This is a genomic window from Arthrobacter sp., from assembly GCF_031179985.1.
Taxonomy (GTDB): Bacteria; Actinomycetota; Actinomycetes; order Actinomycetales; family Micrococcaceae; genus Arthrobacter.
Window position 1 is genome coordinate 59,186 of record NZ_JAPSHJ010000017.1, and the last position, 23,350, is coordinate 82,535.

At 63.2% G+C, this 23,350-nt stretch carries 19 protein-coding genes; 15 read left to right on the top strand and 4 right to left on the bottom strand.

Annotated features, from left to right (window positions below; genetic code table 11):
* The first annotated feature begins 114 nt into the window (after positions 1-114).
* On the top strand, positions 115-1,176 hold the full coding sequence (pheS, locus tag RIN13_RS10185) for a phenylalanine--tRNA ligase subunit alpha (RefSeq protein ID WP_309107210.1): 1,062 nt from the start codon (positions 115-117) through the stop codon (positions 1,174-1,176).
* Between the two features lie 2 nt (positions 1,177-1,178).
* Positions 1,179-3,722 (top strand): phenylalanine--tRNA ligase subunit beta, encoded by a 2,544-nt coding sequence (gene pheT / locus RIN13_RS10190; protein ID WP_309107211.1) that lies wholly within the window; start codon positions 1,179-1,181, stop codon positions 3,720-3,722.
* Positions 3,723-3,821: 99 nt separating this feature from the next.
* Here the strand turns inward: pheT and RIN13_RS10195 are convergent, their stop codons facing one another.
* Entirely contained in the window at positions 3,822-4,787 is a 966-nt protein-coding gene (locus RIN13_RS10195; protein WP_309107212.1) for a quinone oxidoreductase, read from the bottom strand.
* 150 nt (positions 4,788-4,937) lie between these two features.
* Complete coding sequence (locus RIN13_RS10200; protein WP_309107213.1) at positions 4,938-6,029, bottom strand: acyl-CoA desaturase; 1,092 nt, start codon at positions 6,027-6,029, stop codon at positions 4,938-4,940.
* A 198-nt stretch (positions 6,030-6,227) separates the two neighbouring features.
* Between RIN13_RS10200 and argC the strand changes: the two genes are divergently transcribed.
* From argC to RIN13_RS10245, 9 genes are all read left to right on the top strand, one after another.
* Positions 6,228-7,259, top strand: a complete 1,032-nt coding sequence (gene argC, locus RIN13_RS10205; protein WP_309107214.1) for an N-acetyl-gamma-glutamyl-phosphate reductase — start codon at positions 6,228-6,230, stop codon at positions 7,257-7,259.
* Complete coding sequence (gene argJ, locus RIN13_RS10210; RefSeq protein WP_309107215.1) at positions 7,256-8,422, top strand: bifunctional glutamate N-acetyltransferase/amino-acid acetyltransferase ArgJ; 1,167 nt, start codon at positions 7,256-7,258, stop codon at positions 8,420-8,422. The genes argC and argJ overlap by 4 nt, the downstream gene beginning before the upstream one ends.
* A 15-nt stretch (positions 8,423-8,437) precedes the next feature.
* A complete protein-coding gene (gene argB / locus RIN13_RS10215; RefSeq protein ID WP_309107216.1) occupies positions 8,438-9,379 on the top strand; it encodes an acetylglutamate kinase in 942 nt (313 codons plus the stop codon).
* Entirely contained in the window at positions 9,376-10,683 is a 1,308-nt protein-coding gene (locus tag RIN13_RS10220) for an acetylornithine transaminase (RefSeq protein ID WP_309107217.1), read from the top strand. The genes argB and RIN13_RS10220 overlap by 4 nt, the downstream gene beginning before the upstream one ends.
* On the top strand, positions 10,680-11,669 hold the full coding sequence (gene argF / locus RIN13_RS10225; RefSeq protein WP_309107218.1) for an ornithine carbamoyltransferase: 990 nt from the start codon (positions 10,680-10,682) through the stop codon (positions 11,667-11,669). Before RIN13_RS10220 ends, argF begins: the two co-directional genes overlap by 4 nt.
* Positions 11,669-12,199 (top strand): arginine repressor, encoded by a 531-nt coding sequence (locus RIN13_RS10230; RefSeq protein ID WP_309107219.1) that lies wholly within the window; start codon positions 11,669-11,671, stop codon positions 12,197-12,199. The genes argF and RIN13_RS10230 overlap by 1 nt, the downstream gene beginning before the upstream one ends.
* 102 nt (positions 12,200-12,301) lie before the next feature.
* A complete protein-coding gene (locus RIN13_RS10235) occupies positions 12,302-13,507 on the top strand; it encodes an argininosuccinate synthase (protein WP_309107220.1) in 1,206 nt (401 codons plus the stop codon).
* Between the two features lie 6 nt (positions 13,508-13,513).
* Positions 13,514-14,965, top strand: coding sequence for an argininosuccinate lyase (argH, locus tag RIN13_RS10240; protein WP_309107221.1), 1,452 nt, complete (start codon positions 13,514-13,516; stop codon positions 14,963-14,965).
* A gap of 89 nt (positions 14,966-15,054) precedes the next feature.
* A complete protein-coding gene (locus tag RIN13_RS10245) occupies positions 15,055-15,813 on the top strand; it encodes a maleylpyruvate isomerase family mycothiol-dependent enzyme (RefSeq protein WP_309107222.1) in 759 nt (252 codons plus the stop codon).
* Between the two features lie 52 nt (positions 15,814-15,865).
* Here RIN13_RS10245 and RIN13_RS10250 read toward each other — a convergent pair whose 3' ends face one another.
* Positions 15,866-16,360 carry a methylated-DNA--[protein]-cysteine S-methyltransferase gene (locus RIN13_RS10250; protein ID WP_309107223.1) on the bottom strand — a complete coding sequence of 165 codons (495 nt, stop codon included), beginning with the start codon at positions 16,358-16,360 and terminating at the stop codon, positions 15,866-15,868.
* Positions 16,357-17,865, bottom strand: coding sequence for an AlkA N-terminal domain-containing protein (locus RIN13_RS10255; RefSeq protein WP_309107224.1), 1,509 nt, complete (start codon positions 17,863-17,865; stop codon positions 16,357-16,359). Before RIN13_RS10255 ends, RIN13_RS10250 begins: the two co-directional genes overlap by 4 nt.
* A 94-nt stretch (positions 17,866-17,959) precedes the next feature.
* Between RIN13_RS10255 and RIN13_RS10260 the strand changes: the two genes are divergently transcribed.
* The 4 genes from RIN13_RS10260 to tyrS all read left to right on the top strand — a co-directional run bounded on the left by RIN13_RS10260 (position 17,960) and on the right by tyrS (position 22,873).
* Entirely contained in the window at positions 17,960-18,640 is a 681-nt protein-coding gene (locus tag RIN13_RS10260; protein ID WP_309107225.1) for a DNA-3-methyladenine glycosylase, read from the top strand.
* A gap of 9 nt (positions 18,641-18,649) precedes the next feature.
* A complete protein-coding gene (locus RIN13_RS10265) occupies positions 18,650-19,207 on the top strand; it encodes an adenine phosphoribosyltransferase (protein WP_309107226.1) in 558 nt (185 codons plus the stop codon).
* A 79-nt stretch (positions 19,208-19,286) separates the two neighbouring features.
* Positions 19,287-21,515, top strand: coding sequence for an AAA family ATPase (locus RIN13_RS10270; RefSeq protein WP_309107227.1), 2,229 nt, complete (start codon positions 19,287-19,289; stop codon positions 21,513-21,515).
* 44 nt (positions 21,516-21,559) lie between these two features.
* The gene (tyrS, locus tag RIN13_RS10275; protein ID WP_309107228.1) at positions 21,560-22,873 is read left to right on the top strand and encodes a tyrosine--tRNA ligase; all 1,314 of its coding nucleotides are present in this window, start codon (positions 21,560-21,562) and stop codon (positions 22,871-22,873) included.
* Positions 22,874-23,350 lie beyond the last annotated feature (477 nt).

Consider the following 23,350-nt stretch of genomic DNA (forward strand, 5'->3'; position numbering starts at 1 on the left):
GGACCTTCAGGGGAGCCGTCGAACAACTTGTCAGTGCAGAGACTATTGCCGGACCGGACAGGCCACGGCGCAATCAGGCACTGACGCCATCCGACTCGTAGCTAAGAACAGTAGATGACTGAAACTTTGCCGGACGCTGCCATCCCGAACCCTCTGGATGAAGCTGCCATCACAGCCGCCGTTGAAAACGCCATTGCCGCCATCGCCGCCGCGGCCACCCTCGAGGAGCTTAAGGCCGTTCGCCTGGCCCACACGGGGGAGAAGGCGCCTCTCAGCCTTGCCAACCGTGAAATCGGTTCACTGCCGAAGGACCAGAAGGCCGTGGCCGGGAAGCTTTTGGGGTCCTCCCGCGGACGGGTCAACCAGGCACTCGCAGCCCGCACAGCGGAGCTTGAGGCAGAGAACGACGCCCGGATCCTTGTTGAGGAAACAGTTGACGTCACGGCTGCACCGCGCCGTCGCCGTGCCGGCGCCCGCCATCCTTTATCCACCCTGCAGGACCGCGTCGCGGATATTTTTGTGGGGATGGGCTGGGAAATCGCCGAAGGCCCTGAAGTCGAATCCGAATGGTTCAACTTCGACGCCCTTAATTTCAAGCCGGACCACCCTGCCCGGGAAATGCAGGACACATTCTTCGTGGAGCCCCCCGAAGCCCACCTCCTGATGCGTACGCACACTTCACCCGTGCAGGTCCGCTCCATGTTGGAACGCGATCTTCCCATCTACGTGCTGTGCCCCGGCAAGGTGTTCCGCACTGATGAACTGGACGCCACCCACACCCCTGTTTTCCACCAGTTCGAAGGCCTCGCCATCGACAAGCACCTCAGCATGGCGGACCTTCGCGGTACCCTTGAACACTTTGCCCGGCAGATGTTCGGTGACGAAGCCCAGATCCGGCTCCGCCCCAACTACTTCCCGTTCACCGAGCCGTCCGCTGAGCTGGACATCTGGCACCCGGGTGCCAAAGGCGGTCCGCGCTGGATCGAGTGGGGCGGCTGCGGCATGGTCAACCCCAACGTCCTCAGGGCAGCAGGCATCGATCCGGACGTCTATTCAGGTTTTGCCTTCGGCATGGGCATCGAGCGGACCCTCATGTTCCGCAACGAGGTTGGCGACATGCGCGACATGATCGAAGGCGATGTACGTTTCAGCGAGCACTTCGGGATGGAGATCTAACAGTGCGTATCCCACTTTCCTGGCTGCGTGAATTCGCGCAGGTACCGGCCGGAGCCACGGCCGAGGACGTTATGGCCGAGCTGGTCAAGGTCGGTTTTGAAGAAGAAGCAGTCCACCGGCCTACAGACACCCTTCAAGGTCCCATCGTGGTGGGCCAGGTGCTCAGCCTCGTAAAGGAACCGCAGTCCAACGGCAAGACCATCAACTGGTGCCAGGTCCGCGTTGTCCCCGAGGGACGGGAACAGACCCTCACCGGTGACGGCATTGATCCCTCAGGAGTCCAGGGCATCATCTGCGGTGCCCACAACTTCGTTGAAGGGGACAAGGTGGTGGTCACCCTGCCCGGCGCTGTGCTGCCCGGCGACTTTCGGATCTCCGCGCGCAAGACCTATGGCCACCTCTCGGCCGGGATGATCGCCTCCGTGCGCGAACTCGGGATCGGCGAGGACCATGACGGCATCCTCGTTCTGTCCCGTATAGGCCTTGACCCTGAGATCGGTACGGACGCCATGGAGCTCTTGGGGCTCTATGACGAAGCTGCCGAGATCAACGTCACCCCGGATCGCGGCTACGCCTTCTCCATCCGCGGTGTTGCCCGCGAATACGCTCATGCTACGGGAACTGCTTTCACGGACCCGGCTGCCAAGGTGCAGGCACCCGCGGTGCTCGCCGGTGGTTACGGCGTCAAGCTCAACGACGACGCCCCCATCTACGGCAAGCCAGGTTGTGACCGTTTCGTCGCCCGCACTGTGCGTGGTGTTGATGCTTCCCGGCCGACGCCGCCATGGATGTCCGCACGCCTCCGTCTGGCGGGTGTGCGTTCCATTTCTCTTCCCGTGGACATCTCAAATTACGTCATGTTTGAGCTCGGCCAGCCCCTGCACTTTTATGACCAGGACAAGCTGTCGGGCGAGATCGTGGTCCGGCGTGCTGTGGCGGGGGAGACGCTCACCACTCTCGACGGCAAGGAACGCGCGCTTGATCCCGAGGATCTGCTAATCACGGACGATACGGGCCCCATCGGTGTCGCGGGCGTCATGGGCGGCGCATCCACCGAAGTCTCCGAGGCCACGTCCACCGTGCTGATAGAGGCCGCGCACTTCGAGGAAGTCTCGATCGCCCGCTCACGCCGTCGCCACAAGCTGCCGTCTGAGGCGTCGAAGCGTTTTGAGCGCGGCGTCGACTGGCAGGTGGCGAACATCGCCGCCCAGCGCGCCGTAGACCTGCTCGTAGAGCTTGCCGGGGGCACCGCTGACGAGGCGGGGACCGACGTCGGAACCGCACCGGACGCCGTGTCCATTGCCCTGCCGGCGGCTTTCGCCGGCGAGCGGATCGGCATCGACTTCACGGAAGAGCAGATCGTCACCTCGCTGGAGGACCTCGGTGCAGCGGTTGAGAAGTACGACGGCGGATGGCGGGTCACTGCGCCGAGCTGGCGCAATGATCTGGAAACCAAGGAAGACCTGTCAGAGGAGATTGCCCGTCTGGTCGGATACGACCAGATTCCTGCAACACTTCCGGTAGCCCCGCCAGGCCGCGGCCTGACCCGTGTGCAGCAGCAGCGCCGGAGGCTCATCCAGGCCTTCGCTGATGCCGGGCTCACTGAAGTGCTGGCCTACCCGTTTGTTTCCAAGGCAGCCAACGACACATTTGGCATCGCTGAGGAGGGGGCCCCCCGTTCCGCGGTCAAACTGGCCAACCCCATCAGCGAGGAACAGGGCTTCCTGCGGACGTCCATCCTTCCCGGACTGATCGAGGTAGCCAAACGCAACCATTCACGGGGTTTCCGCGACCTCGCTGTTTTTGAAGCCGGGCTGGTGTTCCTTCCGGCCGGCCAGGTGGGGACAGCTTCCATACCGCCGCTTGGCGTCAAACCTGCTGATGAGGTGCTGGATGCGCTGTACGACGGCGTTCCGGACCAGCCGCTGCACATCGCCGCGGTGTTGACGGGGCACGATTCACCGGCGGCGGCCAGTCACACGCCCCGTCCCTGGGACTGGGCAGATGCGTTGGACATAGCACGCCTCGCCGGTGACGTCCTCGGAGTGGAACTGGTTGTCAGCCAGGGGAGGCACCAGGCCTTCCATCCGGGCCGGGCAGCCCGGCTGTCACTGCGCTCCGGAGAAGTAGTGGGTTACGCCGGCGAGCTTCATCCGAAGCTGCTAGCGGCCCATGACATGCCGGAACGCTCGGTAGCCGTGGAAATTAATGCCGACGTCCTGTTTGAGGCCGCGGCTGACGTGATCGTGGCCCGGCATATTTCAACGTTCCCTGTAGCTACCCAGGACGTTGCCCTCGTTGTGCCGCAAGACGTGCCTGCAGATGACGTCCTGACCGCGCTGCGTGAGGGTGCCGGGGAACTGCTTGAGGATGTCGCGCTGTTCGATGTTTATGCCGGCAAAGGCATTGAGGACGGCAGGAAGTCTCTGGCGTTCAGTCTCCGCTTCCGCGCCGCTGACCGCACCCTGACGGCAGAAGAAGCGTCGGCTGCCCGTGGGAGCGCTGTTGCCTTGGCGGCCAGCCGGTTTGGTGCCGTTCAGCGCTGATTCGTCTCGGCCGTAACACTGAACGCAGAAGATCCCCCGCAAATATCTTGCGGGGGATCTTCTGCGTTCAGCACAGCTACACGCCCATAAGGGTGGATGCTAGGGAACCAGCAGTACCTTCCCGGTGGTGCGCCGGCCTTCGAGGTCGCTGTGGGCCTGATGGGCATCCTTTAGCGGATAGGTGGCGCCGATCCGGACCTTGAGGTTTCCGTTGGCGGCAGCAGCGAAGATTTCCCCGGAGCGCCATCGGCGTTCCTGAGGGTTACCGAGGAAATGAGCCAGTGAGGGGCGTGTCAGCGTAAGCGAGCCGGCTGCATTGAGGCGTTGCGGGTCAAAGGGCGGAACCGGGCCGGAGGCTGCCCCGAAAAGCACCAGGGTACCCCGGGTGCGCAGGCACGAGAGTGAACCATCAAAGGTGTTGTGGCCGACGCCGTCGTAGACCGCGTCCACCCCTCTGCCTCCGGTCAGTTCGCGGACGCGGTGGGGAAAGCCGACGTACCGCAGAACTTCGTCGGCGCCTGCTTCCCGTGCCAGTTCTTCTTTAGCATCCGAAGAGACGGTGGTGATGACGCGGGCGCCTCTCTCCTTGAGCAGCTGAATCAGGAGCAGGCCGACGCCGCCGGCTCCGGCATGCGCCAAAATGGTGTGGCCCGGCTCAACCCTGAAAGAGGAATTGATCAGGTAGTGGGCGGTCATGCCCTGCAGCGGCAGGGCGGCTGCGGTGAGGTCATCGACGTTGTCCGGCACAGGCAGGGCCTTGCCCGCATCAAGCACGGCATAGCCGGCATAGCAGCGGGAGCCTTCTGCCGTGGCGACGCGGTCACCCACGGCAAGATCGCTCACTCCTTCGCCAAGTTCCTCCACGGTACCCGACGCTTCGGAGCCCGGAGTGAACGGAAAAGGGACGTTGTACGTGCCGCTGCGGTGGTAGGTGTCGATGAAGTTGACGCCTGCTGCTGCAACCTTGACCAGCACCTGGCCAGGGCCCGGTTGCGGGCGGTCAACCTCCGCGTATTTCAGGACTTCAGGTCCGCCCGGCTGCTGGGCGAGGATGGCATGCGTCATGGGAACTCCTTCTCCGAACAGGGACTTCCTGTGCCCGGGTCGTGAATCCCATCCTAGGTACCCATGACGGCCACAGCGAACGCGACCGTAGGTGGGGCAGGCGCGCAGGTGAGGCAGGCCCGGGTTAATAAGGAGCCGGCGAAGCGGGAATCAGTACCGGCGGGTAACAGTAGCCATGGGGCACTCAAAGTGGCGCCCGGCTGCCAATCCCACGTCATTGAGGTAGCGCACGATAATCCCATACGACTGAAGCAGAGTGGTTTCGGTGAATGGGATATCGTGCTTGTCGCAGTACTGACGAACGATCGCGCTTGCGCGGTGCAATTGGGGTCGGGCCATGTCCGGGAAGAGGTGGTGCTCCACCTGGCGGTTGAGGCCGCCCATGAGGATGTCCATGAAGCGGCCACCGGAAATGTTGCGGGACGTCAGAACCTGGCGGCTGAGGAAGTCCACCCGGCTGTTCGTGGGCAGGACGGGCATGCCTTTGTGGTTCGGAGCAAATGATGCGCCCATGTAGAAACCGAAAACGACCAGTTGAACGGCGAGGAACGCAAACGACATTCCAATCGGGAGGAATGAAAAGGCGAGGACGGGCAGAATGCTCAGCCGGACGACGAGGATGGGCAGCTCAACCCAGCGGTGCGTCACCTTGGCGCGGCGGAAGACGAACTTGACCGAATCGATCTGAAGGCCCAGGCCTACGAGCAAGAGAAGCGGAAAGAAGAACCAGCCCTGCCTGCGGGTCAGCATGGAGGACAGCCTTCCCTGTCGGGAGGCCGATTCCTCGACATGGAATGCTATGGGGCTGTCCATGATGTCCGGATCCTTGGAAATTACGTTGGGGTGATTGTGATGGGCACCGTGCTTCTGCTCCCACCAGGAGTAACTCATTCCGGCGACAGAGGTGGCGAGAAGCCGTGCCGACCAGTCATTGGCACGGCGTGAAGCGAAGATCTGCCGGTGGCCGGCCTCATGCGCCAGGAAGCTTAGCTGGGTGCAAATGACGCCCAGGGCTGCGGCGATCAGGAGCTGGAACCAACTGTCACCGATCAGGGCGAAACCGAACCACGTTGCGGTCATCAGGAGGACGAGGCTGGAGAAGAGTGTGACGTAAAAACCGACACGGCGCTCAAGCAGGCCTGCGGCTTTGACGCTCTTCAAGAGTTCGGAATAGCTTTGAACAACCGGGTTTGCCTTCACAACACGTGATTTAGGGCGCTCCGAGGTGATGGTTGGGGTCATAGATGTCTGCCTTGCCATTATTACGGGCAACGCTGCATCCGACACTCGGCCTGCACGGTCTGGATCACCCTCCACTCAGCATACGCTGTCCGCTCAGCATCAATCGTCGTTTTGCTGCTTTCGGTTATCGAACTGAGCGGGCAAAAGACCGTGCATAAATATCGAGACATATGCATACTTTTGCTGTAGGGTGGTAGTATGACTATTTCTGTTGCCGTCTCAGGTGCCAGTGGCTACGCCGGTGGCGAAGTCCTGCGTTTGCTTGCCGCTCACCCGGACGTGACCATCGGGGCAATCACAGCGCACAGCAACGCCGGTTCCAGACTAGGCGAATTGCAGCCCCATCTCCATGGCCTTGCCAGCCGGATACTGGAAGACACCACTGTCGAGAACCTCGCGGGCCACGACGTCGTTTTCCTGGCCCTTCCGCACGGCGCTTCTGCCGAGATTGCAGCAAGACTGCCGGAGGGTACGGTGGTGATCGACGCCGGCGCGGACCACCGCCTGGAAGACTCGGCCGCGTGGGAGAAGTTCTATGCGTCCACCCATGCAGGCAGCTGGCCATACGGCTTGCCGGAACTCCCGGGTCAGCGCGAGGCCCTTAAAGGTGCAAAGCGCATTGCCGTCCCGGGTTGCTACCCGACGTCCGCTCTCCTGGCACTCGCTCCTGGCTTTTCGAACAACCTGCTGCAGCCTGACGACGTCGTAATTGTCGCGGCGTCCGGGACATCGGGCGCCGGAAAGGCAGCGAAAGTAAACCTCATCGGTTCGGAGGTCATGGGCTCCATGACCCCGTACGGGGTGGGTGGAGGGCACCGGCATACGCCTGAGATTGAGCAGGGCCTGTCCAAAGCAGCCGGCGAAGCTGTGACTGTTTCCTTCACTCCCACTCTGGCTCCAATGAGCCGCGGCATCCTGACTACGGCCACGGCGAAAGTCCGTGCCGGTGTGACAGCTGAGGACCTCCGCAGTGCCTGGGCGGACGCGTACGACGACGAGCCTTTTGTCCACCTGCTCCCTCAGGGCCAATGGCCCTCCACCAAGTCTGTTGTGGGATCCAACCACGCGGCCATGCAGCTTGCGTTCGACGACCACGCCGGCCGCGTCATTATCACCTGCGCCCTGGACAACCTCACCAAGGGGACAGCCGGCGGAGCAGTACAGTCCATGAACATTGCCCTTGGCCTGCCAGAGACCGCCGGCCTCAACCTGCAGGGAGTCGCACCGTGACCGTTACCGTACCCAAAGGGTTCCGCGCCGCCGGAGTCACAGCCGGCCTGAAGGCGTCCGGTAAGCCGGATCTCGCCCTGGTGGTCAACGACGGGCCGTCGAAGGCGGCAGCGGCAGTATTTACGAGCAACCGTGTGGCCGCTGCGCCCGTTCACTGGTCGCGGGAAGTGATAAAGGACGGGCGGGTCGACGCCGTGATCCTCAACTCCGGTGGCGCAAACGCCTGCACGGGTCCCCAGGGATTCCAGAACACACACACGACGGCGGAGAAGACAGCTGAGGCGCTGTCCCTGTCGGCCACCGACGTTATTGTCTGCTCTACCGGCCTCATTGGCGAGCACTTGCCGATGGACAAACTCGTGCCCGGTATCGACGCCGCTGTGTCGGCCTTGAGCGGCGAGGGCGGCTCGGACGCAGCAACCGCCATCATGACCACGGACTCCGTTTCCAAACAGGCGGTGTTCATCGGCCAGGATGCCGAGGGCAATGAATTCGCCATCGGAGGCATTGCCAAGGGGGCCGGCATGCTGGCACCCGGGCTCGCCACCATGCTGGTGGTCCTCACCACTGATGCCGACGTCCCGGCGGAAATGCTCGACGTCGTCCTCCGGGACGCCACCAGGGTCACGTTTGACCGGGCAGATTCCGACGGCTGCATGTCCACCAACGACACGGTGGTGCTGCTGGCTTCCGGTGCGTCCGGCGCGGTACCCAGCGCCGAATACTTCGGTGAAGGATTGACGAAGGTCTGTGCCGAACTGGCACGGAAGCTGATCGGCGATGCTGAAGGCGCCAGCCACGATATCGCCATCAGGACGTTCAACGCCGAGAGCGAGCGGGACGCTGAAATCGTGAGCCGCGCCGTCGCCCGTTCCAATCTTTTCAAGGCAGCGATCTTCGGCAAGGATCCCAACTGGGGCCGAGTGCTGTCCGCCGTCGGGACCACGGATGCTGCATTTGACCCGGATGAGCTCAACGTTTCCATGAACGGTGTGCAGATCTGCCAGAAGGGCAGCATCGGGGAGGACCGCGGGCTTGTGGACCTTGACCCTCGCGAAGTCCTGGTGGAGATTGACCTCCAGGCAGGCGGTGCCGAAGCCACCATCTGGACCAATGACCTCACCCATGACTACGTTCACGAGAACAGCGCCTACTCCAGCTAGGGAGAAACAGCAGCAATGAACACCCAGACCCGTGAACCCACGGCTACCAGCGCGGCCCAGAGCAAGGCCGAGACGCTCATCGAGGCGCTGCCCTGGATCCAGCGTTTTGCCGGCACCACCATGGTGATCAAATACGGTGGAAACGCCATGGTCAACGAGGACCTTCGCCGGGCTTTTGCCGAGGACATTGTGTTCCTCCACCATGTGGGCATCCACCCTGTAGTGGTGCACGGGGGTGGCCCGCAGATCAATGCGATGCTTAGCCGGCTCGGCATCGAGTCGGAATTCAAGGGCGGCCTGCGCGTCACCACCCCCGAAGCCATGGACGTGGTCCGGATGGTGCTGACGGGCCAGGTCGGCCGCGAACTTGTTGGCCTCATCAACTCCCATGGGCCTTACGCCGTTGGCATGTCCGGGGAAGACGGCGGATTGTTGCGCGCGGTTCGCACCGGAACGGTGGTGGACGGGGAAGAAGTGGACCTGGGCCTCGTGGGCGAAGTCGTGGGTGTGAATCCGGAAGGCATCCTGGACATCCTGGCAGCAGGCCGCATTCCCGTGATCTCCACTGTTGCTCCTGAAATCGCTGACGACGGTACCGGGTTCCAGACCACCGGCCAGGTCCTCAACGTCAACGCTGACACAGCCGCCGCCGCCCTGGCCGAGGCGCTGGACGCATCGAAGCTGGTGATCCTGACCGACGTTGAAGGCCTCTACGCCAACTGGCCCGACCGGAGCTCACTGATTTCTTCACTGACCGCTTCCGAACTCCGCAAGCTCCTGCCGTCGCTGGAGTCGGGCATGATTCCCAAGATGGGGGCGTGCCTGAAGGCTGTCGACGGCGGCGTGGGACAGGCGCACATCGTGGACGGACGGCTTCCCCATTCCATGCTGCTGGAAACCTTCACTACCGCCGGCATTGGCACCCAGGTTGTTTCGGACGAGGACATAAACGCATGAACAAACTTGAGAACGCCACGGAACACACTGCGCCAGGACAGGCGGCACCGGGACAAACAGGGGTGGAATCCTCTCCGATCCGGGAGCTCGTGGCAGCCCACAGCAGCGGCGCGGAATGGCTGGCACGCTATTCGTCCTCCCTTATCGGCGTCTTCGGAACTCCCCAGCGGGTCCTGGTCCGTGGAGCGGGTTGCCTTGTCTGGGATGCGGATGGGAAGGAGTACCTTGACCTGCTGGGCGGCATCGCAGTCAATGCCCTGGGCCATGCACACCCCTTCGTCACTTCGGTGATCTCAAGCCAGCTCGCCACGCTTGGCCACGTCTCCAACTTCTTCACCAGTCCCACGCAAATCGCGCTGGCTGAGAAGCTGCTGGCCGTCACCAATGCCCCCACGGGTTCGAAGGTGTTCTTCGCGAACTCCGGCACTGAAGCGAACGAGGCCGCCTTCAAGCTGGCCCGCCGCAACACCGGCACCGAAGGAAAGCCGCGGACCAAGATCATCGCGCTTGAGGGCGCATTCCACGGGCGGACCATGGGCGCCCTGGCTCTCACTGCAAAGGAAGCGTACCGTACGCCATTTGAGCCGTTGCCGGCCGGAGTGGTCCACGTACCGTTTGGCGACGTGGATGCGCTTCTCAACGCCATTGACGAGTCAGTGGCCGCTGTCTTCCTGGAGCCCATCCAGGGCGAAGCCGGTGTCAGGCCGCTGCCTGCCGGCTACTTGCAGGCTGCCCGGGAAGCAACCAGCAAGGCTGGCGCCCTCCTCATCCTCGACGAAGTCCAGACCGGTATCGGCAGGACCGGAAAATGGCTCGCCAGCGAGGACGCAGGCATCGTTCCTGACGCCATAACCCTGGCAAAGGGGCTGGGCGGCGGGTTTCCGGTTGGTGCACTGATCACCTTCGGCGAGCTGGCGTCGTCGCTCCTCACGGCCGGCCAGCACGGAACCACCTTCGGGGGAAACCCCGTGGCGACGGCGGCCGCTCTGGCGACGCTTCACACACTCGAGCACCAGCACGTCCTCGAAAATGTCCGGGAGGTAGGTGAGCATCTGCGGCTGGCCCTCGCCGGCGTGGAAGGCGTTACCGAAGTGCGGGGCGAAGGGCTCCTGATCGGCTTCGACCTCGACGCCGACGTTGCTCCTGCGTTGGTCACAGCCGGGCTGGAGAACGGGTTCATTGTCAACAGCCCCGGTCCGCGGACCATCCGCCTGGCTCCGCCGCTCATTCTCACCGTCGAACAGGCCGACCGCTTTATCAAGGCCCTGCCCGTGCTCCTCACCATCGCAAAGGACGCCCAGTGACCACCACGCGCCATTTCCTCAAGGACACCGACCTCACCGCGGCCGAGCAGGCTGAAGTGCTTGATCTGGCCATCCGGCTGAAGGCCGCGCCCTACAGTGCCCAGCCGTTCGCAGGTGAAGGAAGCGGACGCAAGACCGTTGCCGTGATTTTCGACAAGACGTCCACCCGGACACGCGTCTCCTTCGCGGCTGGTGTGGCGGATATGGGCGGCAATGCGCTGATCATCAATCCGGGGGAAGCACAGATCGGCCATAAGGAATCGGTGGAAGACACCGCCAAGGTCCTCGAACGCATGGTCTCCACCATCGTGTGGCGAACGGGAGCGCACTCCGGCCTGGTTGCCATGGCGGAAAACTCCAGCGTTCCCGTCATCAACGCCCTGTGCGACGACTACCACCCCTGCCAGCTCCTCGCCGACCTCCTGGCGGTGAAGGAACACAAAGGCGGGCTCAAGGGTCTCACCATGAGCTACCTCGGTGACGCCGCCAACAACATGGCCAACTCCTACCTCCTGGCCGGAGTGACCGCCGGAATGCACGTCCGCATCGCCGGGCCGGAAGGGTACCTGCCGTCAGCGGACATTGTGGCAGCCGCCGAGAAACGTGCCGGTGAGACCGGCGGGTCGGTCCTGATCACCACCGATGCAGCCGAAGCGCTGGCCGGGTCCGATGTTGTCGCCACGGACACCTGGGTGTCCATGGGACAGGAAGCCGAAAAGGAAGCCAGGCTGCAGCTGTTCCGGGAGTACTCCGTCGATGAGGCAGCGATGCAGCACGCGGCACCTGACGCCGTCGTTCTTCACTGCCTGCCGGCCTACAGAGGTTACGAAATCTCCGCAGGAGTCATCGACGGTCCCCAGTCGATCGTTTGGGATGAGGCGGAAAACCGGCTGCACGCCCAGAAGGCGCTGATGGCATGGCTGATGCACCAGTCGGGACTGGCCGTCGTGGAAGGTCTCCCGCCGGTGAACAGGGACGGAAATTAGTGTCCGTTCCCTCCGTTTCACCTGGCGCCAGCCCCGCTACAAAGACGGCCCGGCAGGCCCGCATCATCGCCATCCTGACGGGGGAGTCGGTCCGTTCCCAGGCAGAACTGGCGGCGCTGCTGGCGGACGACGGCGTCCAGGTCACCCAGGCGACGTTGTCCCGTGACCTGGTTGAACTCGGAGCCGTGAGGGTCCGGGGCAAGGAAGGCGCTCTGGTGTATGCAGTGCCCGGCGAGGGCGGCGAGCGGGCGGCCAAGAGCGGCGTCACCCAGGAAATCCTGGACAGCCGTCTGGCGCGGTTGTGCGGGGAACTCCTGGTCACAGCCGAGGCCTCAGCCAATATCGTGGTGCTCAGGACGCCACCGGGGGCAGCCAACTTCCTGGCATTGGCCATCGACCATTCGGTGATGCCTTCCATCCTCGGAACCATCGCCGGCGACGACACCGTCATGCTGGTGACGCGTGATCCTCAAGGCGGAGCCGAACTTGCTGCCCGGTTCCTTAGATTGGCTGATGAAGCAGGCCAATAAGGTTTAGCGGGCGGACCCCTAAGCTGTAAGCAGACCAGCCGTGCGACCACTTGGCGGCTAACCAACAAACAACAACAACAAACACAACTGAGGAGCATTTCCGTGACTGAGCGTATTGTGCTGGCCTACTCCGGTGGCCTTGATACTTCCGTAGCCATCGGCTGGATCGGTGAAGCCACCGGTGCCGAGGTCATCGCCGTGGCAGTCGACGTCGGACAGGGCGGCGAGTCCCTGGAGACCATCCGCCAGCGCGCGCTGGGCTGTGGGGCTGTCGAAGCCTACGTTGCCGACGCGAGCGACGAGTTCGCCAACGAGTACTGCGTCCCCACCCTGAAGGCGAACGCCCTCTACCAGGGCCACTACCCGTTGGTTTCTGCCATCTCGCGTCCGGTCATCGTCAAGCACCTCGTCAAGGCCGCCCGTGAATTCGGCGCCACCACCGTCGCGCACGGCTGCACCGGCAAGGGCAACGACCAGGTCCGCTTTGAAGTGGGCATCCAGACCCTCGGGCCGGACCTGAAGTGCATCGCGCCTGTCCGCGACCTCGCCCTGACCCGCGACAAGGCCATTGCCTTCGCCGAGGAAAAGGGTCTGCCGATCGAGACCACCAAGAAGAACCCGTACTCGATCGACCAGAACGTCTGGGGACGCGCCGTCGAAACCGGCTACCTCGAAGACATCTGGAATGCCCCCACCAAGGACATCTACGACTACACCGCCACCCCCGAGTTCCCGCCGGCCCCGGATGAGGTCACCATTTCGTTCGACGCCGGAGTACCGGTGGCAATCGACGGCGTCAAGGTCACCCCGTTGCAGGCCATCAAGGAACTGAACCGCCGCGCAGGTGCGCAGGGCGTGGGCCGCATCGACGTCGTCGAGGACCGCCTGGTGGGCATCAAGTCCCGCGAAATATACGAGGCGCCGGGAGCCATGGCCCTGATTACTGCCCACAAGCACCTCGAGGACATCACCATCGAACGCGAGCAGGCACGCTTCAAGGCCACCGTCGGCCAGCGCTGGGCCGAACTGGTCTACGACGGCCAGTGGTTCTCCCCGCTCAAGCGCTCTCTGGACGCCTTCATCGAGGACACCCAGAAGTACGTCTCCGGCGACATCCGCATGGTCCTCCACGGCGGCCAGGCGATCGTCAACGGGCGCCGCTCCGAGACCTCGCTGTACGACTTCGACCTCGCCACCTACGACACCGGCGACACCTTCGACCAGTCCATGGCGCGGGGCTTCATCGAGCTCTGGGGCATGTCTGCAAAGGTTGCCTCCGGCCGCGACATCCGCGTCGCGGGAAAGTAGAACGCTGTGGTTGACCCTGTCGAAACCACCAAATCAGCGGTGGAGCGCTCGGGGACCAATGAAGGTGCACTGTGGGGCGGCCGTTTTGCCGGCGGCCCCGCGGATGCCCTGGCCGCCCTGAGCAAATCCACGCACTTTGACTGGCGGCTGGCCCGCTATGACATTGCCGGCTCGGTGGCGCACGCCCGCGTGCTCCACAAGGCCGGGCTGTTGGACGAGGCCGAGCTCAAGGGCATGCTGGCTGCGTTGGCACAGCTGGACGAGGACGTAGCCTCAGGGGCCTACCTGCCCGCTGAATCAGATGAGGACGTTCACGGCTCACTGGAACGCGGGCTGATTGAGCGTGCCGGAACGCAATTGGGCGGGAAGCTCAGGGCAGGACGTTCACGTAACGACCAAGTGGCCACGTTGGGCCGTATGTTCCTACGGGACCACGCGCGCATCATCGCCCGCGGAGTGCTGGCCACCATCGACGCCCTCGTCGGACAGGCGAAGGCGCACCAGGGCGTGGCCATGCCCGGACGCACTCACCTCCAGCACGCCCAGCCGGTCCTGCTCAGCCATCACCTTCTGGCCCATGCGTGGGCTTTGTTGCGCGATGTGCAGCGTCTCCAGGACTGGGACAAGCGGGCAGGTGTTTCGCCCTACGGCTCGGGTGCCTTGGCGGGTTCTTCACTGGGACTGGATCCGGAGGCCGTCGCCGCTGACCTTGGCTTCTTCTCGGCAACCCACAACTCGATCGACGGCACCGCCTCCCGCGACGTCTTCGCCGAGTTCGCCTGGGTTACGGCCATGATCGGAGTGGACCTTTCACGGGTCTCGGAGGAAGTGATCCTGTGGGCCACCAAGGAGTTCTCCTTCGTCACGCTGCATGACTCCTACTCCACAGGGTCCTCGATCATGCCGCAGAAGAAGAACCCGGACGTTGCCGAGCTGGCCCGGGGCAAGGCGGGGCGCCTGATCGGCAACCTGACCGGACTGCTGGCCACGCTCAAGGGCTTGCCGCTCGCCTACAACCGGGACCTGCAGGAGGACAAGGAGCCGGTCTTTGACGCCGCCGACACCCTCGAGCTGCTGCTTCCGGCGGTGTCCGGCATGATTGCCACTTTGAAATTCAACACGGAACGGATGGAATCGCTGGCTCCGCAGGGGTTTGCGCTCGCTACTGACATTGCCGAATGGCTGGTACGCCAAGGCGTTCCGTTCCGGGAAGCACATGAGCTTTCCGGCGCCGCCGTCAAGCAGGCCGAGAGCCGCGGCGTCGAACTGTGGGATCTGACGGACGAGGAGTACGCCGCCATTTCGGAGCACCTCACTCCCGCGGTGCGGACCGTCCTCAGCACGGAAGGTTCGCTCAACAGCCGGAACTCGCAGGGCGGGACCGCGCCGGCCGCCGTCGAACGCCAGTTGAAAGCCCTCGAAGTGGAAGTCTCCATGGTCCGGGCGTACGCCGGCTGACCAGGCCCAATCCGCCCGAGATGGCACTTCACGGCAGTATTCTTCGGGATAGCGGCCGTGAAGTGCCATCCCGCGTTTAGGATGGCGCAATGACCACGATCACAACTGACGATTTCCTGGTAGAGCTCCATAAAGCGGCCGATGTCGTGGACCGCCTTGCCGCCAAGCTGAGCGAGGAGGACGTTCCCGCACCCTCCGAACTGCCGGGATGGAGCCGTGGACACGTGCTGGCGCACATCAGCGGCATAGCGAACGCCATGGCCCGCCAGCTGGAGTTCGCAGCCCGGGGCGAGACTGTGGAACTGTATGACGGCGGCTTTGAGGGCCGGAACCAAGCCATCGATATGGCGGCGAGTCGATCCTTGTCGGAGCACCGGACGGCCCTCAAGGCCGCCTTGGAACGGGTCCTGGGCGCCTTCGATGGTCTAGCCAGGCCCGAGGACTCAGGGGAAGCAGGATGGCAGGCTCCCATCTCGTACCGCGGCGGTGTGGTGTACGACGGCGGCCTGGCCCTCTGGCGTGAACTCACCATCCACGCCGCTGACCTCGGTATGGGCCATGGTCCGGAGACCTGGAGCAGGACGTTTTGCGGGCACCTGTTCGATTTCCTCGCTGCACGGGTTCCCGAAAATCAGCGGTTTGTATTCCAGCCGCCAGGTTTGCCTCCCATCACCCTTGGTTCCGGAGGGGAAACAACGGTGATAAGCGGCATGCTGACGGACATTGCCGCATGGCTTGCCGGCAGAACTCCTTCGCTCGGCAGCCTCCGTGCTTCGGCCGCCGCTGACGGTGTTGACCTCCCGGAGCTTCTGCCATGGCCGGCAGGCGTTCCCGCAGTCCGGCCCTAGAGCTGCAGTAAAGCCAGGAGCCCGCAGCCAGGCGCCGGCCCCCGCAGCAACCTCACCTTGTTTCGCGCGCCAGCAGACTTTCCTTGACAGCAAGGCCCCACCGGAAGCCGCCCAACGTTCCGTCCGTCCTGATCACCCTGTGGCAGGGCACAAACAGGGCTGCAGCGTTGAACGCACATGCGCTTGCCGCGGCACGGACAGCCAGCGGATTCCCGGCGAGCATGGCGTACTGGGCGTAGGTAACCGGCTTACCCGGGCTAACGGTGCGAAGCATGTCCCAAGCGTGGCTGCGGAAAGGACCGGATTTCTGCAGCACCGGAACCTGCATGGCCGGATCAGGATTTCCTGCATAGTAAGCCTCCACGGCCTCAGAAACGGAACCCATCTCCAGGACGGCCACGACTTCGGAGGGACGCAGCAAGGGGTGGACCTGGCCGGTCAGGTCGTCGGGCTCAGCAGTCCAGCCGGACGCGAGGACTTCGCCATCCCGGGCAATGATGGTGAAGGGACCGTCGGGGGTGGGCAGGGTCAGAAGCTCGGCTTTCATGATTTCACTTTCGTTGCGGTGGCGCCTGTGCGTGATAGCGGAGAGGTGGACGATGCGGCCCGCCACAGGTGCATGGTGGCGTAGGACCGCCACGGGCTGACTTCCCTGAAGTCCGGGGTACCGGCGTACTGGTTGGTCACCGGCCGGTTAGCCGAAAGGGAACGGATTCCGTTGCGAACGGCAGCATCATTGGCCAGGAAAACATCCGGAGCACCGATCACGCGCATGGCCACGTATCCCACGGTCCATGGACCGACTCCGGCCAAGGGCAAGAGCTTGTCCGCAAGGCTGGCGAAGTTGTCTCCGTAGCCAAATGACAGATCACCTGCTGCCATGGCGGCTGCCACCGACACCAGCGAGTCGATCCGCCGCTGAGGGCCCTTGAGTAACAGGGGCGATGATTCTGACAGTTGGGCCGGCGTTGGAAACAGGCGATCAAGGCCGTCGCCGGGCACGGAGGTCTCGCTGCCGCTTAAGGCCAGTTGGGTGAGGGCGGTCCTGGCTGAAGCCACTGTGATCTGCTGGCCCACCATCGCCCGAATCAGCAGTTCCTGGGGGTCCACTGCGCCGGGCAGACGCATGCCGGGGGCTTCGGCAACGGATTGTGCGAGGCGGGGTTCTGCCGCCAGTGCTGAGTCCACTGCCCCGGGGTCGGCGTCGAGGTCCAGGAGCCGGCGCACCCTGCTCAACAGGACAGGAAGATCGCGGAGATCCACGGCACCAATGGTGAGAATCAACGGCCGGCCGGGGGCGCCGTCGTCGTACTCCACCTTGAAGCGGGCATCACCGTGCTGCAAGCGAAGCGTTCGGGCGTACGAACTCTGCGTGCCCGTCTCTATGCCTGGGATCGCGCGGACGGCCAGGAAGGTGAAGATGCCGGGGTTGAACGGTTCCCGGTAGGGGAGTTGGAGCGTCAGCGCCGTAGTGGTGGCTACCGGAGCCTTCTGCTGCCTGGCTGTGCCGCGGAGAGCTGTCGGGGTCATGTCGAAGACCTCCACCACGGTGTCGTTGAACTGGCGTACGCTGTTGAAGCCCGCGGCAAATGCAATATCGGCGAACTTCATCGACGTCGACACCAGCAGCGTCCTTGCTGTCTGTGCCCTGCCCGCTCGTGCCAGCGACAGGGGACCGGCACCGAGTTCTGTGGTGAGGATCCTGTTGAGCTGGCGGGAGGAGTAGCCCAGGCGCGAAGCCAGGCCTTCCACTCCGTCGCGATTGATGACGCCGTCATTAATGAGGCGCATCGCCCGTCCCGCTACGTCCGAACGCATGTTCCACGCCGGGGTTCCTGGTACGGCCTCCGGAAGGCAGCGCTTGCAGGCCCGGTAACCGGCTTCATGGGCAGCCGCCGATGTTTCGTAGAAGGTCACGTTTTCGGCCTTGGGGGTTCTTGCGGGGCAGGACGGTCGGCAGTAAATCCCCGTCGTTCGGACAGCGGTGAAGAATTGCCCGTCGAAACGGGGATCGCGGGCGTCTATTGCCCTGTACCGCTGCCAGAAGTCCATGTCTTTATCCTGTCAGCTCCGGGACAGTCGGGCTAGCGGAATTCGGACATGGCCGTGGGGTGCCATCCGTCCCATCTTTGTTAAGGTTTTGACCATGAATGCGAGCCAGCCCACCGGTGCTCCGCAGCCGACTCCGGTGCGCGAGGTGCTTTCCGCCGATCCTCGGTATGTTGCACCTTTGCTGTTGGGGGCGGTCCTCACCCACAAGAGTCCAGCGGGGACGGTCTCTGTCCGGATTACAGAGGTTGAGGCCTATCTTGGCCCTCACGATTCCCTGCATCCTGATCCCGGGTCGCATACTTTCCGGGGTCTGACGCCCCGGAACGCGCCAATGTTCGGCCCGGCCGGGCATCTCTACGTCTACTTCACCTACGGAATGCACTACTGCGCCAATATTGTCTGCGGGCCTGAGGGCGTGGCATCCGCGTTGCTGTTGCGCGCCGGAGAGGTGGTTGCCGGTCAGGATCTTGCCCTGGCCCGGAGGCCCGCTTCCAAAACGGCCGTTGATTTGGCCAGCGGTCCGGCCCGCCTGGCCACTGCGCTGGGATTGACGACGGCGGACAGCGGCAGGGACGCCCTCAAGGCGCCCTTCGCGCTGGAACTGCCTGCTACCCCTGCGTCGGCCATCAGTGCCGGGCCGCGGGTTGGTGTTGCCGGCGCCGGTGGAACGCATGAATATCCCTGGCGGTTCTGGATGACTGGTGACCCCACGGTCTCGCGCTACAAGGCCGCCAAGAGCAAGGCCATCACCGGGAAGTCGGCCAGCACCCAGTAGGGTGGATGCGTGAATCCAAGCGAGCCAGTTACCACCCGGCGCCCCGTCCCTGTGGACGAGCTCATCACGAGCCTCTGCATAACAGTGCCGGACTACCCGGAACCCGGCATCTCCTTCAAGGACCTGACCCCCGTTTTTGCCAATCCCACAGCGTTCAGGTCCGTCGTCGAATCTTTGGTGGAGCCGTTCAGGGGACAGTTCGACGCCGTCGCGGGAGTTGAAGCCCGGGGGTTTCTGCTGGCTGCCGCAGCCGCCTACGCAACGGATACAGGAGTGGTTACCGTCAGGAAGGCCGGAAAGCTTCCCCGGGCTGTCTTTGCCGAGGACTATGCCCTGGAATACGGCACGGCAACATTGGAGCTGCACACCTCGGACTTGCCGGCCGGCAGCCGTGTGCTGATTCTCGACGACGTCCTGGCAACCGGGGGCACGCTCGGTGCAGCCACCCGGCTCTTTGAACGATGCGGCATCCACGTGGCCGGGGTCGGAGTGGTGATGGAGCTGGGCGAGCTCCGGGGACGGTCAGCCCTGACCGGTCACCGGGTCCGTTCGCTACTGCGCCTGTAGCAAGCGCGTCATCTCACACGCGGGCAACGGATTGGTTGTAGAATGTTAGGTCTGTCTTTTGCGATAGGGGAACGTCTCAATGCTCGACGCTGATTTAGCCCATGAACGGGACTATGTAGCGGGGTTGTATGCCCGTTTGGATGAACTGCGCGAGGAAAAGCGCGCCCAGCTGGCGCAAGTGCGCCGTGCCGGCGCCGTAGGAACCATGCAGAACGTCTCCGAGCGTGATGCCTTTGCCGCGCTGTACGAGGACCGCCTGGCGCAGCTCGACGCCGTCGACGACCGCCTCGTGTTCGGCCGGCTGGACCTTGACTCGGGTGAAGCCCAGTACATCGGACGCATCGGCCTCACCACTGAGGATCTCCAGCGGCTCATGGTCGACTGGCGGGCACCTGAGGCGGGCCACTTTTACCAGGCCACCGCCTTTGACCGGCAAGGCGTACGCCGTCGCCGCCATCTCATCCTTCAGGGACGGGAAGTACGGGCCATCGAAGATGATGTCCTGGACGCAGACATGCTGGCGGACAACGCTTCCTTGCAAGGGGAGGGCGCGCTCCTGGCCGCCCTCGATTCAAAACGCACCGGACGCATGTCCGACATTGTGGGCACCATCCAGTCCGAGCAGGACAGGATCATCCGCTCCGCCATTTCCGGAGCCTTGGTTGTCCAAGGGGGTCCGGGCACCGGCAAGACGGCTGTGGCACTGCACCGCGCCGCCTATTTGCTGTACACACACCGCGACCGCCTGAAGACTGCAGGCGTCCTGCTGGTCGGCCCGTCGTCGTCCTTTATGAAGTACATTGAACGCGTCCTCCCATCCTTGGGTGAGACCGGCGTCGTAATGGCGAGCCTCGGCAGGCTGATGCCGGGCATTAATGCCATCGGTGAGCCGGAAGGCGACGTCGCCGCCCTCAAGGGCAGCCTCCAGATGGCTGAAGTGGTGGCCAATGCAGTGGCCAACCGTCAACGGATCCCAGCGGAGAACCGGATTCTCGAGGTGGACGGCCGCAAACTCGTGCTCACTCCCCGTCAGGTCCGCCGCGCGAGGGACAAGGCCCGTGGAACCGGCAAGCCTCACAACGAGGCCAGGGTTACTTTCGTGAAGATCCTGCTCAGGGAGCTGACGGAGCAAATGACCGAGCTGGTCGAAGCCGGCAGTATCGGCAACAATGCCGACCGCTCCTACCTTGCGGAGGATGTCCGTTCGGCAAGGGACGTCAGGATCGCCCTGAACCTGTGCTGGATGCCCATGACTCCGGAAAAGCTGGTGGGCGAACTGCTTAGCAAACCGGCAATCCTGGAAGCGTGCACCCCAGGCTTCACCCCAGAGCAGCGTGCCCTCCTCTTACGGCCCGCGGATTCTCCCTGGACAGAATCGGATGTGCCGCTGCTGGACGAGGCTGCGGAATTGCTGGGCGAACTGGACGCTGCTGCCGGCCGTGGGCTGGCCCAGCAGGAACACGACCGTGCCCGCGATCTCGCCAACGCCCGCCAGACGCTCGTCAACATGGAGACTGCCGGCGTGGACGTCCTCATGAGCGCCGAGGAACTGGTCGACCAGAACCAGGAGCGCGAAGCCCGGCTTACCGCAGCCGAGCGTGCCACCAGTGATCGAACGTGGGCGTTTGGCCACATTGTGGTGGACGAGGCACAGGAGCTGTCGCCCATGCAGTGGCGCCTGCTGGTTCGGCGGTGCCCGCTCAAGTCCTTCACCATCGTCGGTGATATCGCCCAGACCAGTTCAGTTGCCGGCGCGAAATCCTGGCAGGGAGCACTGGAACCTCTCTTCGGCGACCGCTGGCAGCTCGAAGAGCTGACAGTGAACTACCGGACGCCGTCCCAGATCGCCGAGGCCGCTGCGCGGATGGCAAATGCCGCTGGCCTGGTGGTGTCAGCGCCGAAGGCTGTCCGCGAGGGCCGCTGGTCACCGATCATTGACGAGGTGGGGCAGGGCGCCATTGTCAGTCGTCTTGTGGACGTACTCCCCGAGGAACTGGAAGCGCTCGACGGCGGACTGCTGGCAGTGATTGCCGACGGCCCGTTGCTCCCCGAAGCCACAGCCGCCCTGCGTGCCGCCTATGGCCGCAGGGTGGGAACCGGCGCGGGAAGCTACGAACAGGACCTTGTGGTCATCAGCCCGCGCGAGGCAAAGGGCCTGGAGTTCGACGGCGTCGTGGTTCTGGAACCTTCGGCCATGCTCAACCATGAGCACGGCCGCGTAGGCGATCTCTATGTAGCGATGACCCGGCCCACCCAGCGGCTGAGACTCATCGCGTCAGCAGGGATACCGGCCGGCATCGAAGGCTGAACCCTCGGCGCTGCTGACCCGTCAATCCTGCTAACTTAGATCACGTGTCACAACTAACTGATCTTGAATCCCAGCAGAACGATCCCAGCTTCGCCAACATCTGGCAGGAGCTGAAATGGCGCGGACTTGTCCATGTGTCCACCGACGAAGTGGAACTGGAAAAGCTCCTCGCCGGCGACGCGATCACCTATTACTGCGGATTCGATCCCACTGCGCCGAGCCTCCATCTGGGCAACCTGGTGCAGTTGTTGCTCATGCGCAGGCTGCAGCTTGCCGGCCACAATCCTCTTGGGCTTGTGGGCGGCTCCACCGGCCTTATCGGCGATCCTCGGCCGACGGCTGAACGCACGCTGAACACCAAGGACACGGTGACGGAGTGGGTCGGATACCTTCAGGCCCAGGTGCGCCGGTTCCTGAGCTTCGAGGGCGCTAACGCGGCCCGTATGGTCAATAACCTGGACTGGACTGCCCCTTTGAGCGCTATCGACTTCCTGCGCGAAATCGGCAAGCACTACCGCGTAGGCACCATGCTCCGAAAGGATGCGGTGGCTTCGCGGCTCGATTCCGAAGAGGGAATCAGCTACACCGAGTTCAGCTACCAGATACTGCAGGGCATGGACTACCTGCAGCTCTTCCGGGACTACGGCTGCGTACTTCAGACGGGCGGTTCGGACCAGTGGGGCAATCTGACGAGCGGCACGGAGCTCATCCGCAAGGTTGAGGGGAAGCATGTGCACGCCCTGGGAACACCCTTGATCACTAACTCGGACGGCACCAAGTTCGGCAAGAGCGAAGGCAACGCCATCTGGCTGGATCCGGACATGTGCAGCCCGTACGCCTTCTATCAGTTCTGGCTGAACACTGCTGACGCTGACGTTGCAGCACGATTGAAGGTCTTCACCTTCCTGAGCAGGGCCGAGATCGAGGCACTCGAGCTCTCGGTGGCGGAACGTCCCTTCGCACGCGAAGGGCAACGGAAGCTGGCCTATGAGGTCACGTCACTGGTTCATGGCGTGGAGGCAACCGAAAAGGTCATCGCAGCCTCGGCTGCACTGTTCGGCAACGGCGATCTCAGCGCGCTGGATGAGAAGACCCTCGCAGCGGCAACGTCAGAACTTCCCTCCGTGAAGATCGACGACGGCGGCCTGGGCATCATTGAGCTCCTGGTAGCCTCCGGGCTCTCCGAGAGCAAGTCAGCGGCGCGGCGCACAGTAGGGGAGGGGGGCGCTTACGTGAACAACGCCAAAATCTCCGATCCTGAAGCAGTGATTGCACATGAGCAGTTGCTCCACGGCCGCTACTTGTTGCTGCGACGAGGCAAGAAAAACCTGGCCACAGTGGAAGTCGCGGCTCACTGAGCACACGGCACCACCTGGTCAAAGCACTACGCATAATCTGAACAGAGCACGCTCCTTTCCGCCGATTTGCACGGCCGGGGAGGAGCGTGTAATGTCTTCTGAGTCGCCGCCGCTGAGTGGTGACAGACCCCCTACAAATGAGAAGCAATTCTTCATGCGCAAGGCGCACAAAATGAGAATTGTTTCCAATTTCGCTGGGCGGATTCATTGGAAACCAAGTGAATTTACGGAGAATATCCGGATTTGCAAAGTGAATATGAATGAAATAAGCTGGAAACATCGCAGCGAAGAAATGCGAACAAAAGAAATTCGAAGTAATTCGGATAAACATTGTTTAGTAAGTATTCGAATGTGTCTGTTGTTTGAGAACTCAATAGTGTGCCAAGTTTGTTGATACCAATTGTTTTATTGATTGGTTGAATTGGCCAGGTTGTCCACCCCGTGGATGGTCTGGTTTTTTTGGCTGGTTTCAAATTT

Excerpts from the sequence above, each read along its gene's own strand:
- pheS (WP_309107210.1), top strand. The coding sequence starts at position 115 with ATGACTGAAACTTTGCCGGACGCTGCCATCCCGAACCCTCTGGATGAA.
- RIN13_RS10195 (WP_309107212.1), bottom strand. The coding sequence starts at position 4,787 with ATGACGCATGCCATCCTCGCCCAGCAGCCGGGCGGACCTGAAGTCCTG.
- RIN13_RS10200 (WP_309107213.1), bottom strand. The coding sequence starts at position 6,029 with ATGACCCCAACCATCACCTCGGAGCGCCCTAAATCACGTGTTGTGAAG.
- argC (WP_309107214.1), top strand. The coding sequence starts at position 6,228 with ATGACTATTTCTGTTGCCGTCTCAGGTGCCAGTGGCTACGCCGGTGGC.
- argB (WP_309107216.1), top strand. The coding sequence starts at position 8,438 with ATGAACACCCAGACCCGTGAACCCACGGCTACCAGCGCGGCCCAGAGC.
- RIN13_RS10220 (WP_309107217.1), top strand. The coding sequence starts at position 9,376 with ATGAACAAACTTGAGAACGCCACGGAACACACTGCGCCAGGACAGGCG.
- RIN13_RS10245 (WP_309107222.1), top strand. The coding sequence starts at position 15,055 with ATGACCACGATCACAACTGACGATTTCCTGGTAGAGCTCCATAAAGCG.
- RIN13_RS10250 (WP_309107223.1), bottom strand. The coding sequence starts at position 16,360 with ATGAAAGCCGAGCTTCTGACCCTGCCCACCCCCGACGGTCCCTTCACC.
- RIN13_RS10255 (WP_309107224.1), bottom strand. The coding sequence starts at position 17,865 with ATGGACTTCTGGCAGCGGTACAGGGCAATAGACGCCCGCGATCCCCGT.
- RIN13_RS10260 (WP_309107225.1), top strand. The coding sequence starts at position 17,960 with ATGAATGCGAGCCAGCCCACCGGTGCTCCGCAGCCGACTCCGGTGCGC.
- RIN13_RS10270 (WP_309107227.1), top strand. The coding sequence starts at position 19,287 with ATGCTCGACGCTGATTTAGCCCATGAACGGGACTATGTAGCGGGGTTG.